Annotated in this window: 19 protein-coding genes; all 19 read right to left on the bottom strand. The window is 52.7% G+C overall.

The features are described from left to right. Positions 1-39 precede the first annotated feature (39 nt). Entirely contained in the window at positions 40-801 is a 762-nt protein-coding gene (locus tag PZA18_RS13850) for a sigma-70 family RNA polymerase sigma factor (RefSeq protein WP_284101447.1), read from the bottom strand. 24 nt (positions 802-825) lie between these two features. Next, positions 826-1,596 carry a flagellar type III secretion system pore protein FliP gene (gene fliP / locus PZA18_RS13845; protein ID WP_284101446.1) on the bottom strand — a complete coding sequence of 257 codons (771 nt, stop codon included), beginning with the start codon at positions 1,594-1,596 and terminating at the stop codon, positions 826-828. After that, positions 1,589-2,026 (bottom strand): flagellar biosynthetic protein FliO, encoded by a 438-nt coding sequence (locus PZA18_RS13840; RefSeq protein ID WP_284101445.1) that lies wholly within the window; start codon positions 2,024-2,026, stop codon positions 1,589-1,591. The genes fliP and PZA18_RS13840 overlap by 8 nt, the downstream gene beginning before the upstream one ends. After that, positions 2,026-2,370 (bottom strand): FliM/FliN family flagellar motor switch protein, encoded by a 345-nt coding sequence (locus PZA18_RS13835; protein ID WP_284101444.1) that lies wholly within the window; start codon positions 2,368-2,370, stop codon positions 2,026-2,028. The genes PZA18_RS13840 and PZA18_RS13835 overlap by 1 nt, the downstream gene beginning before the upstream one ends. A 339-nt stretch (positions 2,371-2,709) precedes the next feature. Beyond that, positions 2,710-3,471 carry a FliM/FliN family flagellar motor C-terminal domain-containing protein gene (locus PZA18_RS13830; RefSeq protein WP_284101443.1) on the bottom strand — a complete coding sequence of 254 codons (762 nt, stop codon included), beginning with the start codon at positions 3,469-3,471 and terminating at the stop codon, positions 2,710-2,712. Positions 3,472-3,473: 2 nt separating this feature from the next. After that, on the bottom strand, positions 3,474-4,652 hold the full coding sequence (flgF, locus tag PZA18_RS13825; RefSeq protein ID WP_284101442.1) for a flagellar basal-body rod protein FlgF: 1,179 nt from the start codon (positions 4,650-4,652) through the stop codon (positions 3,474-3,476). Between the two features lie 21 nt (positions 4,653-4,673). Further along, a complete protein-coding gene (locus PZA18_RS13820) occupies positions 4,674-5,078 on the bottom strand; it encodes a flagellar hook assembly protein FlgD (protein ID WP_284101441.1) in 405 nt (134 codons plus the stop codon). Between the two features lie 90 nt (positions 5,079-5,168). Continuing rightward, the gene (locus PZA18_RS13815; protein ID WP_284101440.1) at positions 5,169-6,266 is read right to left on the bottom strand and encodes a hypothetical protein; all 1,098 of its coding nucleotides are present in this window, start codon (positions 6,264-6,266) and stop codon (positions 5,169-5,171) included. Further along, entirely contained in the window at positions 6,263-6,637 is a 375-nt protein-coding gene (locus PZA18_RS13810) for a hypothetical protein (protein WP_284101439.1), read from the bottom strand. The genes PZA18_RS13815 and PZA18_RS13810 overlap by 4 nt, the downstream gene beginning before the upstream one ends. Positions 6,638-6,735: 98 nt before the next feature. Then, entirely contained in the window at positions 6,736-8,049 is a 1,314-nt protein-coding gene (locus PZA18_RS13805; protein ID WP_284101438.1) for a FliI/YscN family ATPase, read from the bottom strand. Further along, positions 8,046-8,663 carry a FliH/SctL family protein gene (locus tag PZA18_RS13800; RefSeq protein WP_284101437.1) on the bottom strand — a complete coding sequence of 206 codons (618 nt, stop codon included), beginning with the start codon at positions 8,661-8,663 and terminating at the stop codon, positions 8,046-8,048. The genes PZA18_RS13805 and PZA18_RS13800 overlap by 4 nt, the downstream gene beginning before the upstream one ends. A 185-nt stretch (positions 8,664-8,848) precedes the next feature. Further along, the gene (locus PZA18_RS13795) at positions 8,849-9,394 is read right to left on the bottom strand and encodes a hypothetical protein (protein ID WP_284101436.1); all 546 of its coding nucleotides are present in this window, start codon (positions 9,392-9,394) and stop codon (positions 8,849-8,851) included. Next, entirely contained in the window at positions 9,391-10,899 is a 1,509-nt protein-coding gene (gene fliF / locus PZA18_RS13790) for a flagellar basal-body MS-ring/collar protein FliF (protein WP_284101435.1), read from the bottom strand. The genes PZA18_RS13795 and fliF overlap by 4 nt, the downstream gene beginning before the upstream one ends. 11 nt (positions 10,900-10,910) lie before the next feature. Continuing rightward, the gene (fliE, locus tag PZA18_RS13785) at positions 10,911-11,216 is read right to left on the bottom strand and encodes a flagellar hook-basal body complex protein FliE (protein ID WP_284101434.1); all 306 of its coding nucleotides are present in this window, start codon (positions 11,214-11,216) and stop codon (positions 10,911-10,913) included. A gap of 1 nt (position 11,217) precedes the next feature. Further along, complete coding sequence (gene flgC, locus PZA18_RS13780) at positions 11,218-11,649, bottom strand: flagellar basal body rod protein FlgC (protein ID WP_284101433.1); 432 nt, start codon at positions 11,647-11,649, stop codon at positions 11,218-11,220. Next, positions 11,649-12,047 carry a flagellar basal body rod protein FlgB gene (flgB, locus tag PZA18_RS13775; protein ID WP_284101432.1) on the bottom strand — a complete coding sequence of 133 codons (399 nt, stop codon included), beginning with the start codon at positions 12,045-12,047 and terminating at the stop codon, positions 11,649-11,651. Before flgB ends, flgC begins: the two co-directional genes overlap by 1 nt. A 3-nt stretch (positions 12,048-12,050) precedes the next feature. Then, positions 12,051-13,220, bottom strand: coding sequence for a flagellar basal body P-ring protein FlgI (locus PZA18_RS13770; RefSeq protein ID WP_284101431.1), 1,170 nt, complete (start codon positions 13,218-13,220; stop codon positions 12,051-12,053). Further along, entirely contained in the window at positions 13,187-13,762 is a 576-nt protein-coding gene (locus PZA18_RS13765) for a flagellar basal body L-ring protein FlgH (RefSeq protein ID WP_284101430.1), read from the bottom strand. Before PZA18_RS13765 ends, PZA18_RS13770 begins: the two co-directional genes overlap by 34 nt. Before the next feature lie 5 nt (positions 13,763-13,767). Further along, complete coding sequence (locus PZA18_RS13760; RefSeq protein WP_284101429.1) at positions 13,768-14,751, bottom strand: flagella basal body P-ring formation protein FlgA; 984 nt, start codon at positions 14,749-14,751, stop codon at positions 13,768-13,770. Between the last annotated feature and the right edge of the window lie 13 nt (positions 14,752-14,764).

Raw genomic sequence — 14,764 nt, 5'->3', positions numbered from 1 at the left:
AGTTACATCAAATTTGTTTTGGTGGGGACAGGCTTTTGCTTACCAGGCCACATCACACGCCCGGATCTGCTTGATTTCAAGCCGTAGCAGATCAAGCCCCTTGCGATGTATTTGCGACACCCGGCTCTTGCCGACATTCATCAAGCTGGCGATATCTTCAAGTGGCAGCTGGTGCAGATAATGATGACGGATCACTTTGCGTTCGCGGTCTGGCAAGCGGTTTACCAAGGCCACAACCCGTCGCTGCAACTGTCTGAGCTCGACCCGGGTATAAACTTCTTCAGGGTGTGGCGTTTCTTCATCTTCCAGAATCATGCCCGAATCTTCGAGCGCGAATCCGAGGGCCAAGCCCAGCGCGATTTTCGCCAGCTCCTCAAACACGGCCTCAGGCCCGGCCCTGAAACCAGCCCCCTCCGCAACCAGGGACTGAGTACGCTCAGCCAGAAATCGCCTGCGAAACGCCACCTGTTGCTGCATTTCACTTAACTGCTCCACCCCGCTCAGAATGGCACCGATGATGCGCTTGGAAGCATAGGTGGTGAACGTGGCGTTGTCGTTTGGCTGATAACGGTCGATCGCCTCGATCAGACCGATCGAGGCATATTGCATATAGTCCGAAAACTCAAGCTCGTAGTAAGTTCGGGATGCGTAGGTTTTGGCCGCCAGAATGCGGGCATAACCGATATAGCCATCGATCAGACGCTCTCTGGCATGCTGGTCGCGATGGTCAATCCACGCCCGCCATAGCTCGGCCTCTTTCGTCGCCTCAAGTACCTGTTCACCCTGCTTGCCTTTTTTCATTTTGCTTGCCGAATCAGCAGAAGGTCAGGCAAACGTCCCAAGCAAGGCACGAACAATCAGACTCCAGCCGTCAATCAGAATGAACATCAAGATCTTGATTGGCAGCGCGATGGAGGTGGGCGGCACCATCATCATCCCCAGAGACATCAGGATCGCCGACACGATGAGGTCTACCAGCAGAAAAGGCAGGAAGACGAAGAAGCCGATCTGGAAGGCGGTGCGTAACTCTGACAGCATGAAAGCCGGAATCAGCTGGATATTGCCCACTTCGTCGATGGTCTTGGGTTCGGGGGCGTGTGACATTTCAATCATCAACGCCAGATCCTGCTCGCGGGTCTGCCGGATCATGAATTCACGAAACGGTTTGATGCCTTGCTGCAAGGCCGCATCGGTATTGATCTTGCCTGCCATATAGGGCTGAAACGCCGTCTTGTTCGCCTCGGTAAGCGCCGGACTCATCGTAAATAGGGTCAGGAACAATGACAGGCTCAGCAACACCGAATTTGGCGGTGTTTCCTGCATGCCCAGAGCGTGACGCAACATCGACAGCACAATGGTGATGCGTACGAATGAGGTGATCGAAACCAGAAAGGCCGGAACCAGGCTCAGCAAGGTCATGGCGACCAGCACCTTGATGGCTGCTGACACCTGCTCCGGGCCTTCCGGCCCACCAGACACTTTGAGCTCGATCCCACCCAGCGAGGTAGACGATGCCGCCAGCGCCATCGGGATGCACATCAACAGCAGGCAGCCCAATATGGCAAGCGGCCTGTTACCACGATTCAATCTAAACATGAGGCTTTGCCCCTTCCTCTTGCCGGGGCTGGTCGATCGCACGGGAACGTAGCACCTGTACGCCCTGCTCTCCTTCGGATAGCAGCAACTCTTCATCAGCCAGCTGCACCAGAATCAGCTGCGATTTAGCAGACAACCGCACGGACTCCACAATCCGGATCTGGCGTTTATTGCGGTTGCCAAATGACAGATTGGGCGCGACCTTGCGGATGACCAAGGCAGCGCCGAACGCTGCCAGCCCTGCAAAGACCAGGCCGCCAACAGCGCGTAACAGGAGCTCGCCAGCACCCGGCTCGTTTTTGAATGGCGCAGCTGGTGCGGGACGAGTCATGCCACCCAAGGCATGGGCAACCGACGGCGCCCCGTCGCTTGCAGCCAAGGCGGTGCCCATCAACCACATCGCTAGCGATAGCGACCAGATTCGTCGCATCAATGCTTACCCATATTGGGCTTCTCAGTGATCTGAACCCCGAAGCTATCGCCAATAGCCACCAGCTGACCACGGGCAATCACGTTGCCATCCAGCAGAATATCCACCGACTCATCCACCAGCCGGTCGAGCTTGAGTACCGAATCTTCTTTCATATCCAACAGCTCACCGACAGAGATATCGGTCTCTCCCAGCCGCACTGACAATCGGACTTTGACACTACGAATGACGTCCATGCCATTGGCAACGGCACTGGTCTTGGTGGGGTGAGATTTCAACTCGGGCAATTCAACGAGTTGTGGGGCGTTCTGCTCAGTCGCAGAAGTGTTGTTCTGACTACTCAAGGTTAAATCCTTTATATGCTTCGACAACCCGTCGGCAAACGGGTCCGTACCGGGCGTGACAGTGCGTATCGTTGCAGGTCACTATGTTCACAAATGAATAAGACGGGGGCTTTCTCAAGCCAAGCGCATTGAATGCGCCAAGCTTTGGCTCTGCAAACCTAGTTTTTCCGGCCGCGCCGGATCGGATTTTGAGGCAGGCCACGCAAGGCCGGGGTCGAGTTTTGGGACATGGCGTCGGTAGAGTTCGCTCATTTGACTCGCCATACTGCGCTCACCCTACCTCGCCTTACCCCAAAATTCGACCCAGCACGACCGGATACGTCAACCGGGCCTGGGCGCTTACTTGAATACCTCGACAGCACGAACCCCTTCGCAAGCGCCGATATGGCCGTGACAGACCATGCGGCCATCTGTCGTAATGAGCTTGGCGGGCTGATCGATATTCGTACCCAGCCGGACAACATCACCAATCGCCAGGGTCTCAAGCTGGCCTAAGGTCAGCGTCACTTCCCCCAGCTCCAGTGCAAGCTGCAGTCGTTGATGCGTCAATGCTGCGGGCAGCAATGCCAGCTTGCCACGGGCCGCCGGCTTGCTCAGGCTTTTACTGAAAAGGCCTGATCCCAGATACAGGTAAGCAGAGCGTGGGCCCAATGACAGCGTACAAATCAGCGCCCCATCACCACGAGCCGACTTCGGCACAGCACAGGCAGCCAGCTCCGTCGCTCCCTCACCCACCCAATGACGATGCAGCGTGTTCAACAGGTCGGTAGCAGCTTCACCGGCAATTTCGCTGGCCAAGGTCGAATCACGGTGGTTCTCGGTATCAGGATCGGAGTGGTCCCGCGAGAACAGACGCTGCTCAATAGCTCTGAGCATGCCCTCACCCAGCCCCAGCCATACGCTATCCCCTTTTGCCGTATGCCAATGGCGCCCCTGCAGCCGAGCGACCTGAGCGACCTGATGGGCCGGCTCGACATGGATGGCAAACAGTTTGGTGTCCAAGCCCCAAGGCTGCGCCCAAGACTGCAGAACCGCCAGCAATTGTTCTTCAACCTGCGCCAGTATTGCGGGGCGATACAGCACGAAACGGCGAGATTCCACTATCAACGGCCCCGCATATCAAAGAGTTCTTTGATCATCTCGTTTGCGGTGCTGACAAGCTGTGACGATGCCTGGTAGCCACGCTGCGCAATAATCAGATCACTGAATTCCTGCGACAGATCAACATTGGAGATTTCGATGGTGCCAGACGCCACATCTCCAAGCTCCTTGCCGGCCTTGCCAATACGCAGGGCCCGGCTGTTGTTGTTGACAAACTCGTTGCCCCCAACCGCCTGCAGCCCTTCAAGGGTATCGAAACTGGCGACTGCCAGCTTGCGTGTCTTTGATGTCTGGCCATTGGAGTAAGCCACAACCAGCGAACCGGCTTCATCAAAGGTGATTTTGGTAACTGAGCCCGCACCGTAGCCGTCTTTGGTATCAACCTTGATACGTGACGTTTCGCCAACACCTCCAGTTGACTTGGCATCCTGCCCCAGCTTTACGGTAAACGATAAAGGCGGCACGCCAGCTGGCGAAATATTGACCACAAAGCTATCCAGGCCAGGCACAGGCTTGCCTGCATTGAACTTGATGTCGTAAGTCCCAAGCGTGGCATCCTTCTCTTTGACCGTTACTTTCCAACTGCCAGGACTGGTGGCGTTGTTGTTGTTGAAAGTAAGCTTGATGACGTGCTCGTTACCCGCAGCATCAAATACCGACACACCATCGATATTGAACGTGGTGTCGTTAAGGGACAGATTGTCGGTCAATGTCACCAACGTTGTCGCCTTGGGGTCGCTGCTACGCATCCCGGCCATGGTGATTTGGGTTACCGAGCCGTTTTCATCGATGCTCATGACGGGTTTGCCGCCCGAACGCGTCACCAGCACGCCTTCATCATTGAAGCTGAACTGGCCTGCCTTGGTATAACTATACGAGCCATCATCGTTCTTCAGGATGAAGAACCCTTTTCCCTTGATGGCAAGATCCAGATCATTGCCCGTCTGGCGATATTCACCAGCCTTGAAATTCAGGCTGGTTGCCAGGGAGTTCACACCATTACCCAAGCGTAGGGTTTCGTCACGCGGCGCACCCTGATCCTGATAGAACATATCGCCAAATTGCAACTGAGAACTCTTGAAACCGGGAGTATTCAGGTTGGTAACGTTATTACTAATTACTTTCAGGTCTTTCGAGTAGCTCGAAAGACCAGTCATGCCAATAAAAATAGAATCAAGCATTGCTTTACTTTCTGAATAAATTTAGCGAATTGAACGAATTTGTGAAAAAGAGACGCCCGTCAGCAGCTCGCCAGAAGCCGTCTTGACTGTCATTTGCGGCTCGCCCGAGGCAAAAGATAATGACGCCACCTGGCCGGTCTTGGCGCCACCGGGCAAGGTGACATCCACGCTTTTCCCCAAGAGTCCGATAGACTGGGTTGCAGACTGGATGGTCAATAATTGAGAAATCTTTTCATTCAGCTGGCGAGTGCCATCCAGCGCGGTAAATTGCGCCATCTGGGCGATGAATTCCTGGTTATCCATCGGCTTTAATGGATCTTGGTAAGTCAGCTGTGTCAGCAGGATTTTTAGAAAATCATTCATCCCCAGGCCAGCAGCCTGCAAGTTGCCAGCTGAAGTCGTTGCGCCTGTTGAACTAATAGTCATGGTTTACTTTCCGATGTTTTCGATATTGGCGAGTACCGCATCAAAGCAGCAACAGCCTGAATAAATTCATTTTATTGAAAAAAGCACTTCTTAAAAATATCGACCCAGCTTCAAATCCGAACCAAGCAGCCCCGAGGATGCACCCGACTTGGCCTTTTCCTCCCGCCCCTGTTCGGGCGCAGCATCCGAATCGACATTGCGCATCTCCCGCCCATTCAGAGTAAGGCTATGCAGGCGCAAGCCATCATTGGCAAATTGGCTGGCCATTTGCAGAAGGATGCGCTGCTGGGCCAGCACATCAAGCGTGCTATCCCGGATTGTCACCTTGGCTTCACCCTCTTTCTGCATGACGTGAATCACTCGTTTATCCCACTCCTCGGTCAACTGACTGCGTCTAGCATAGCTCGACAAGTCAGCCTCTTCCGATGACCCGGTCTCATCCTTGATTACTTGCTCTGCACTGAATGTCAGCGCTCCGAACCCCGTCGGCTCAGCATACCGTTGCACGCTAACCATATGCGGCAGGCCAGAGCCGTAGGCCATGCCTTCAATGCTGGCTACACGCGCTGCGGCGAGACTTGCCACAGAGGAAGACGACATCATCGGTGGTGCCGACGTAGATGCTTGCGCCCAAACAAAAGGAATCTCGACCTCGCCTGTGCCAACATCCGACGGCACAAAAGCAGGCGCCATCGAATCGTTACCCGCCGTAAGGGCTGTAGATGCGCCGATTGATGATGCCATGTCGGATTCAGGCTCTGCTAACAGCCCGGCAGGACTGGCTGCCACCCGATTCGTCAATCCATCCCGGCCTGAATACTGTGGAGTATTAGTGGCTGGGCCTATTGTATCGATCACCGACTTGCTTAGCGGAGCTTCACCTGTTTGCAGCGTTGAACGTGTCTGCATGTCCTCTACAGCGGTGACAGGGTGGCCTGTCAGCGCCTTATCCACTATCGCCGGTTCACTGCTTGCATCCCGGTGGCGACGCTCTTCCGCATATTGAGGAGTACCGTCCCGAGTATCTTGTCGCGGAGTCGCTGCATCGGCTTTACCGGCATCCAGCATCTGGGCAAATAGGGCGAGATGGGCCCTTTCAAGCTCACGCATCCAGTTCTGGGTGAGAAAATTGGCTTGCCCGGCCGAGCCAGGCGCCATCTGGCTATCTACTGAAGATCCAACTTTCATACTCTTACCTTTAGCCAAGCGGAACGCTGTAACCACATATCGTCTGCCGCCGCCGCTGCGCTGGCATTTGCCTCCACCTTGAACTCTTGCAATTTGGATTCGCGGTGATCATCCAACCCTTGGGCAAAATTGGCGAGCTCTGCATAGCGTTCAAATACCGCATCGCGCTCTTGCATCAAAGATTGTAGTTCTTGTTCATACGCTGACTGCTCTTTGCTGAGTTGCCCGAGAAAAGCAATCAGCAAGCTCCTGGCCGCCGGATCAACCAGCTTTCCACCATTCATTCGGCTATTCCAATCAGCCTGCAGTCCCGCAATGTTCTGCTTGACATCCTCTATCTGCTCTTGCTTCTCGCGGATGCTGGTATTCAAACCCGCCAGCTCCATCTTCAACGCTGTCAGATCCCAGTCGCACTTCTTACGCATGGCATCCAGCGGGTATTTGAAGGCGCGTAGATCTATCCCCGTGCTCATGGCTGAGCCTCAGCCAAAATCTGCCTAAGTTTTGCAACCACCTGGCTACGAGTTTCCACCTCAGCATTCCCCTGCTTGAGAAACGCATTCAATGCCGGCATGAGGCCCACTGCACGATCGATTTCAGGATTACTACCCTGCCGGTAAGCACCAATATCAATCATCTCCCGATTGCGCTCGAAAACAGATACCGCATCTGTCACCTTATGTACCAAGCTGACCTCTTCTTCGGGCACCAAGTCAGGCAGCAAGCGGCTGGCACTTTGCAAAACATCCACCGCCGGAAAGTGCCCACGGTGCGCCAGGCGACGAGTCAGCACGATATGACCATCCAATGTCGCACGCAGGGTATCCGAGATTGGTTCGTTGAAATCATCCCCCTCAACCAACACGGTATACAACGCCGTGATCGACCCCCCGGAATCAGACGTACCGCAGCGCTCACACAACTCAGGCAGCTCTGCAAACACCGAAGGCGTGTAGCCACGCGCAGTGGGTGGCTCACCGGCAGACAATCCGATTTCACGTTTAGCCATGGCAAAGCGCGTTACCGAGTCCATGGTTAACATCACATGCTTTCCCTGCTCACGAAAGTACTCGGCAATCGCGGTCGCCGTATAGGCAGCACGCGCCCGAGCCAGTGCCGACACGTCAGAGGTCGCAGCAACCACCACCGAGCGCTTCAACCCATCCTCACCCAGATGCTTCTCAATGAACTCGCGCACTTCGCGTCCTCGTTCACCGATCAGCGCAATAACATTGACATCTGCCTGCACATTTCTGGAAATCATGCCAAGCAGGGTACTTTTTCCGACTCCGCTTCCTGCAAAAATGCCGATGCGCTGACCACGGCCAATGGTCAACAAGCTGTCGATGCACCGTACCCCGGTTTCCAGCACTGTATCGACGCGTGGTCGAGTTAAGGGGTTGATCGGCAGCGACCTCAATGGCCGCTTGCCCATTTCCTCGATGACAGGTCCACTATCCATCGGTTCGCCAAAAGCGTTCACAACCCGTCCCAACAAGGCTGGACCAACCGGCACGTCAGGCAACCGCCCAGTCGCCTCGACCTTACAACCCGCACCGATACCCCGGGTATCGCCGTATGGCATCAATACAATCCGGTCTTCCCTTAAGCCGATCACTTCCGCAAGAATCTTTGCGCCATCATTGCGCGGGGTGATTTCACACACTTCACCTATCGGAGCATCGGGGCCACTCGACTCAATGCTCAACCCCGCCAATTGCACGACCCTGCCAACCCGGCGTAACAGGTCGGCCGCGCGAATTGCCTCGACATAGGGATTCATGTACTTGCCTGCTGTGTATTGCGAACTGTGACCAGCACATCACGCAAACGCTCAAGCTGTGCATCCAATCTGGCATCAAAGCTTCCAAACTCGGACTCGATCATGCAGCTACCCATGGTCAGTGACTCATCAGCCGTCCAGCGAATCAAACCCTCTTCCTGCTCCAGCCAGCGCTCGCTTTGCCGCATTAGCTGCAGAGACTGGGGATTGACTCTCACCGATATAGGGCGCCCTTGCAGCGCTCTCGCAGCAGCTTGACGAGTAAAAGCTAGAATCCCCTCTGCCGTACACAACTCGGAGCCGGCAATCTTGCACACCGCCTCATAAGCGATCACCGCTGCTTCCTGTTCCATATTTCGCAAGCCACGGTCTATCATGTCCTGCAGGCCGCTCAATATTGACGCAAGCTCTTCGCGTTGCTGGTGTTCCGCTTCCAGCGCATCCTTGCGCCCTTTGGTCAGCCCTTCCTCATAGCCTTGCTGCCGAGCCAGCTCCTTCGCTTTTACCACTTCATCCTGAAGCTCAGCCCTGACTTCACTTTTGGCTTTAGCTAGCAATGCTTCAATATCCACCGAAGGCTTAACCTCCGGCGTCGCCACACCGGAGTTGCTCACTGATGGGCTCGTCGGCACCGCTGGGGTACCCATGCCTGTCGCCGCATATGAGGGTGACGCCACCGGCGGCGCGGTTACCGACGCCACATGCGGTCGAGCATCCACAGCCGAAGTAGATATCTGCCCTGCCGCCTTTTTCTGCCGCGCCAGAGCCCTACGACCGCTGGCGATAGGCGGTGTTCTAATTATGGGATCCATTTACGTATCCATGTCACCCACCCCGTCGCCTTGTCATGATTCGGCGCGCCGTTGGGGTTTGCAGTCACCACGTTAGGCAGACTGGTGAGCCGAAGCGCTAGCTTGTTTAGCATCGCATCGACAACCTTCTCACCGATTGCGGACGCTTCGATCAGCGACTGAGCCAAAGCACGGCGACGGGACTCGGGCAGCCTGCTCATAAAATCAGCCTGCCATGACCAAGGGCCTGCTTTTAGAACCTGAGCCATCAGCCATGCAGGCTCTTCCTCTAGCACCGCATACATGGTCGCTCCACTCGCCTTGGCTAAAAGCCCCCGTGCCGGCAGTCCCTGCAATGCAGATTGAACCGGGGGAACGTTCGCCATAGCGGCTTGAATCAAGCCCGAGTCTCTAGGAATACCCAAAGACACCAATTCATCAAGGTACCCCGTCAACTCGCTCCGCTGTTCATCCGTCAACCGGGAAAGCACCCAATCTCGGTCCTGAGCGCTCAAGGCATGCAATGTCAGCGCTGCTTGCCTGGTATCGCTCACTGCCGACCTCCCACTGCATCCGCATCAGGTGTCGGTTTGGCTTCCAGCCAATCCTGAACTTGCCGCAGCACTACACTGCGTTGTGTATCATCCAACGACTGAGCCGACCCAGAAAAATCTGCGGGGCTGCGACTCCGTGTCAGCAACAAAACCATGCAAATCACCAACAATGCCCCGCCAAGCCATAGAAAAATTGCTGCACTTCCACCAATTCTAGAAGTCTCCTTGGCAGTAGTTGTCGGAACCGGAACACTAATCGCTACTTCCTCAACTTTCTTGCCATTTGCCGCACCATCTCTTGCGCCCCCGTCATGAGCAGCTGAGCCAACCCCATTGTTGACTGATGAAGGTGACTGCAACTGTGCAAGAGTCAGAACCGACAAGGTATCTCCGCGCTCACCATCTATTCCGACCGCACCAGTCACCAGATCCTTGAGCTTAGCCAACTGGTTCTCATCCAAAGGAGCTTTAACCACCACCGCTACAGTCAAACGCGAAATGGCACCGGGAGCACTAACGACCTGCTCAACCCGCCGACCTACCTGATACTCACTTTCACTTGAAACGGTATTAACTCCACCTTCAGCAGGTTTGTCCGCACTCGGCACAGAAGTTTCCCTGGAGGTACGCCGCTCCTTCACCAGCACCCCTGATGCGCCGTTTTTACTGCCACTTGGCAGAACATCCTCGGTCGTCACTTCCACCTTGTCGTGGTTGATGTCGACGCTGACGGTCGCGACAGCTTGCTCCTTGCCATAAGTACGCTCGACAACTTCAAGAACCTTCTTTGTCAGATACTCTTCGGCATTGCGCTTCATATCGAAACGAGTCGTTGCCCTGTCGAGCTCTGGATCAATAGCGCCCTGGCGTGTCAGCGCAACACCATGCTGATCCAGCACGGTTACATCTTCGTACTTAACCTCTGGAACGGAGGCAGAAACCAAGCGTTGAATACCTCGAACCTGTTCTCCTGACAAAACACGCCCAGGCTTCAACGTGAGGGTAACGGAAGCTTTGGATTGAGCAGCCTGTCTCTTCAACAGTCCATTTTCACCAATTGCCAGGTGCACTCTGGCAGCGCTCACATCGTCTATCGCGAGGATGGTGCGGGTAAGCTCACCTTGCATTGCTCGCTGGTAATTTACCTTTTGGGCAAACTCCGTCATTCCGAAATCGGAATTATTAAATAGTTCGAAACCAACCGTTCCGTGTAAAGGAATATCCTTTGCCAGGATTTTCATCCGCGTTTTATGAACAGCATCGGCTGCAACCAGAATGCTTTCACCATCGTCTGAAATTTGGTATGGCACTTTCATCTTATCGAGCTCTGCGACCATCGCCGCCGAGTCTTGAGCTGCCAATCCTGAAAACAGAGTCCGATAATCCGGCCGCAAGGCCCAAAACGCCAAAGCAATGGTCACGATCAGGATGCCAACAAGACCCAATACAAAACCGATCTTGGCTCGCAGATCAAACCGCCCCCACATCTGAGAAAATATAGACACCTTGCGCACCTCTAGATCTGCATGCGCATAATGTCTTGATATGCTTCAAGTAAGTGATTTCTTACCTGAACCATCATCTGCAAAGAGAGTTTGGCCTCTTCCATGCTAATCATCACTTCATGCAGGTTGGTTGCTTGGCCAGTTGCCAATTTCTGCATATTCACGTCGGCATTGATCAGCTGCGCATTAACGCTGCTTAACTGAGACTCAAACCAGTCACCAAAATTGGTCTTAGGGCTTGCACCAGTTTGGTTACCAAGGATTTGCGGGCCGACCGTACTCACTGGACGAATAGCAGCAATAGATTCGATATTCATATTAATTCCCCAACTCCAGCGCTTTAATGGCCATTGTTTTAGCCGCATTCATCGCCACAACATTTGCTTCATAGGCACGCAAGGCTGTCGATAAATTAACCATTTCCGATAGGTGGTTAACGCCTGGCAAAGCCACATAACCCGATTCATTGGCATCTGGGTGCCCAGGCTCATATACCATTCGGGGGCTTACATCAATTTCCTCCAACTTCACTGACTTGAGCATTTTTTCAGCCAAGCTACTAGCTTGCTCGAACTCACCTGAAAAACTCGAAACACCTGTAGATACCTGCAATCTAAGCGGCTTATATAATTTGCCATTTGATGGGGCCGACACATTCATGTTTGCAAGATTTTGCGCCGTCACATCCAATCGCAACTTCTCAAGCCCCATGCCTACAGCGCTGATCGCAAAAGCACTCCGATAGTCCATTAACGTTTACCCTCGTTAATTGCTACGCTCAAAATGGACATATGCTTGTTAAGTGCCTTCAACAAAGCTTGGTATTGCACAGCATTCTGTGCAACGTCAGCCACCTGCATATCCAGATCAGCGCCACTATTCCCTAGAGACGAATTGCCTGCATTGACCAACATAGGTTGCACAGGCAATAACATATTCATATCAACCAGTTTTCCTGTGTTCAATTGTTGCTGCGCAGCCCCCAACAGATCCTCAAAAACAACTTTTGATCGCTGGAAACCAGGGGTAGTTGAATTAGCAATATTATTCGCAATAACCTGTTGACGCAGACTAGCCACATCCAGGGCCATTTTCACTAATCCTACAGAGGCAGCTTCGACTTTATCTATCATGTAAATACCAATCATGAATTATTGAATAATCAATTCGGCGTGCAATGCCCCAGCAGCTTTAATCGCCCTGAGAACCGAAATAATATCTCTTGTACTGGTCTTGATTTTTGTTAGTGACTGAACCAAATCCGCAACCGTGTTATTGTTAGCCGCGACAAATCCTGATTCATTCAACTCAGATACATCGACACGAGTATTCGAAACAATAGCAGTCCGCACACCCTCACCGGTCTGACTTACCAATATTGGTTGTGAAGCCGTATTTTCGGTCGAAATCGTGACGCGCAAATCTCCTTGGGAAATAGCCACCTTATCAATCTTTACATCCCCCCCGGCAACAATCGTCCCGGTTCGCTCATTTACCACGACGCGTGCACGCCTATCAGGTTCTACCTGTAGATTTTCAATACGTGTCATAAAATCGATCAGCTTATGCTTCTGATCATTGGGGATATTGATTTCAACACTCGCAGCATCTTCCGCCTTGGCACAGCCACGGCATAAATTTGCGTTAATAGCATTAGCCACACGAGACACCGTGGTGTAATCAGCGCTCGTCAGGAGAAACGTCAAATTACCATCCCGATTGAGGTTTTCTGATCGCAAACTCACTTCGACCGTTGCTCCGTTAGGGACAGAGCCGACAGTAGGATGATTCTTCTGAACCACATTGCCAGCTGCGTCATATTTATATCCGCCAACGGAGAGTGCCCCCTGTGCCAAAGCATAAATCTTTCCATCAGGGCCTTTGAGCGGGGTTACCATCAAAGCCCCTCCAACCAAACTACGCGCATCACCAATCGATGTGACAGTGATATCCAATCCGTCTCCCACACGGGCAAATGGCGATAAATTGGCATTCACCATGACTGCTGCCACGTTACGACTAGCTATCTGATCAGGTGTAAGGGTCAATCCAAATTGCGAAAGCATGTTGGAAATAGATTGCCGCGTAGCCTTATTGGTCAGCGAATCTCCCGTGCCAGCAAGGCCAGTGACAAGCCCATAACCTACTAGTGCATTCTCGCGCCATCCCGAGAAGCGCCCCAAGTCTTTTAATCGGATAGCCTCTGCCGCAGCTTGGCCCATCGATAAGAAGGACACAAAACAAAACAGCAGCCCGACCAACGCGGATCTTCCCTTTAGATATCTCATCATAGCCCCAACCACGTCAGCAATTTGCTCCACCAGCTCGGTCTTTGGCGATCTGCCATCTCACCATCGCCTTTGTACGAAATCTTGGCATCCGCAAGTCGGGAAGAGAGCACTACATTGTTTTCGTTAACATCCTGCGGCCGCACGCGGCCCTCTAGATAGATTTCTTGCTTTTCATCATTGATTTCCAACATCTGCCTGCCGGCCACAAGAAGGTCACCAGATGTCGTCACTGTGTTCACCACAACAGTGATTTGCGCCACCAAACGGCCCGTACGCTGGGTACGCCCCTGACCATCAAAATCGTTCTTTGCATGAATATCAACGCCATAGCGTCGACCGCCAATACTACCGGCATCACCACCGATACCGTTTTTCCGCTGCAATTCGGTGTCCGCAGAGCTACTCGCCACGGCATTTTCCAATATCTGAACCGTTAGCAAATCACCAGGATGTATGGCGCGTCGATCAGCCACAAGCGATCTGAATGTACTCTCGCTATATAAGCTTTGACTATGCACTGCACCATTTGTCAGCACATATGCACATAGAAGAAATAATGAATATTTTCTCATTTTTGTTACTGAACAAGTTCAGCTATACCTCTATCAATTACTCGCGCTTTTAAAGTTGCGTTACCACCAACGGGCTGCACCAATACTAGCTGCCCTTTATTGGCACTTGCCAATGCAGTACTCATTTTCTCGACCGTGACGCCGTTTGTTGAAAATCGCAAAATTACTGGGCTTCCCTTCTCGACCTCTGAGAGCACTTTCGCTCTGCGCTCAGAGATCCAACTCCCAGATCGAATATTTTCTCGCGCAATAACCCTCTGGCGACATGGGTCCAAGCTTTTTTCTGCTAACGAGAATATATCCAACATTTTCCATTCAACATCACTGCAGGCAATTACCTGTCCATGCGGCAGATCATTATTTGCCAAGGCAACCGGCGTATAGTTAGCAACGCCAAACAACAACTCCCTGCCAATTGCAAACTGCCCGTTTACAAAAATATCAACATAAATGGTCATTTTACTACGAATCACCGTGGCAATCGGCAATGGCCTTGGAGTAACTTTTACCTCTCCGCTGGCAACGATCAATTGCGTTGCCGTTGTTGGCGGAATATATCGAACATCAGCTTCCGGATATCCTTGCATTTTCAGATGTTGTATCAGATGTTTTTCAGCAGCTCCCGCCAAATAATTTTCTGTAATCTCCTGCCCTACCTCCCCATCAACAACAACCTGCTCAGCACCCTGCCAAACAATCTTTTCCGCACCCACAAAGCCTGCTCTGCGTAAAACATCGGCCAAGGATTGACGCGCAATATAGACTCTTTGCCGTGGTTTCAATCCATTAATCAATACAAGATCCCGCAATCCGACTTTTGAGGTCAGGAAGCTCTCTGGGTTAGTCACCACATCCAAGAATCGTAATACATTGCCATTCAGGGACACATGCTCTCGCAAAGAAATATCCAATGCAAAAGCAAAACCGCTTATAAATAGCCAAGCAATTACGCTCTGAGAAAAAAATATCAAAAACCTACGGGTTCGCATTTAGTCATGATTT

The sequence above is a fragment of the Parachitinimonas caeni genome, from assembly GCF_030129945.1.
Classification (GTDB): Bacteria; Pseudomonadota; Gammaproteobacteria; order Burkholderiales; family Chitinimonadaceae; genus Parachitinimonas; species Parachitinimonas caeni.
Note: the sequence above shows the minus strand (reverse complement) of the source record. Positions and strands in the feature narration are given on the sequence as shown.

Bases quoted from the DNA above. Each gene is read 5' to 3' on its own strand.
- flgC (WP_284101433.1), bottom strand. From the start codon at position 11,649: ATGGACTATCGGAGTGCTTTTGCGATCAGCGCTGTAGGCATGGGGCTT.
- fliP (WP_284101446.1), bottom strand. From the start codon at position 1,596: ATGTTTAGATTGAATCGTGGTAACAGGCCGCTTGCCATATTGGGCTGC.
- PZA18_RS13765 (WP_284101430.1), bottom strand. From the start codon at position 13,762: ATGAGAAAATATTCATTATTTCTTCTATGTGCATATGTGCTGACAAAT.
- PZA18_RS13760 (WP_284101429.1), bottom strand. From the start codon at position 14,751: ATGCGAACCCGTAGGTTTTTGATATTTTTTTCTCAGAGCGTAATTGCT.
- PZA18_RS13805 (WP_284101438.1), bottom strand. From the start codon at position 8,049: ATGAATCCCTATGTCGAGGCAATTCGCGCGGCCGACCTGTTACGCCGG.
- PZA18_RS13820 (WP_284101441.1), bottom strand. From the start codon at position 5,078: ATGACTATTAGTTCAACAGGCGCAACGACTTCAGCTGGCAACTTGCAG.
- flgB (WP_284101432.1), bottom strand. From the start codon at position 12,047: ATGATTGGTATTTACATGATAGATAAAGTCGAAGCTGCCTCTGTAGGA.
- flgF (WP_284101442.1), bottom strand. From the start codon at position 4,652: ATGCTTGATTCTATTTTTATTGGCATGACTGGTCTTTCGAGCTACTCG.
- PZA18_RS13850 (WP_284101447.1), bottom strand. From the start codon at position 801: ATGAAAAAAGGCAAGCAGGGTGAACAGGTACTTGAGGCGACGAAAGAG.
- fliE (WP_284101434.1), bottom strand. From the start codon at position 11,216: ATGAATATCGAATCTATTGCTGCTATTCGTCCAGTGAGTACGGTCGGC.
- PZA18_RS13815 (WP_284101440.1), bottom strand. From the start codon at position 6,266: ATGAAAGTTGGATCTTCAGTAGATAGCCAGATGGCGCCTGGCTCGGCC.
- PZA18_RS13840 (WP_284101445.1), bottom strand. From the start codon at position 2,026: ATGCGACGAATCTGGTCGCTATCGCTAGCGATGTGGTTGATGGGCACC.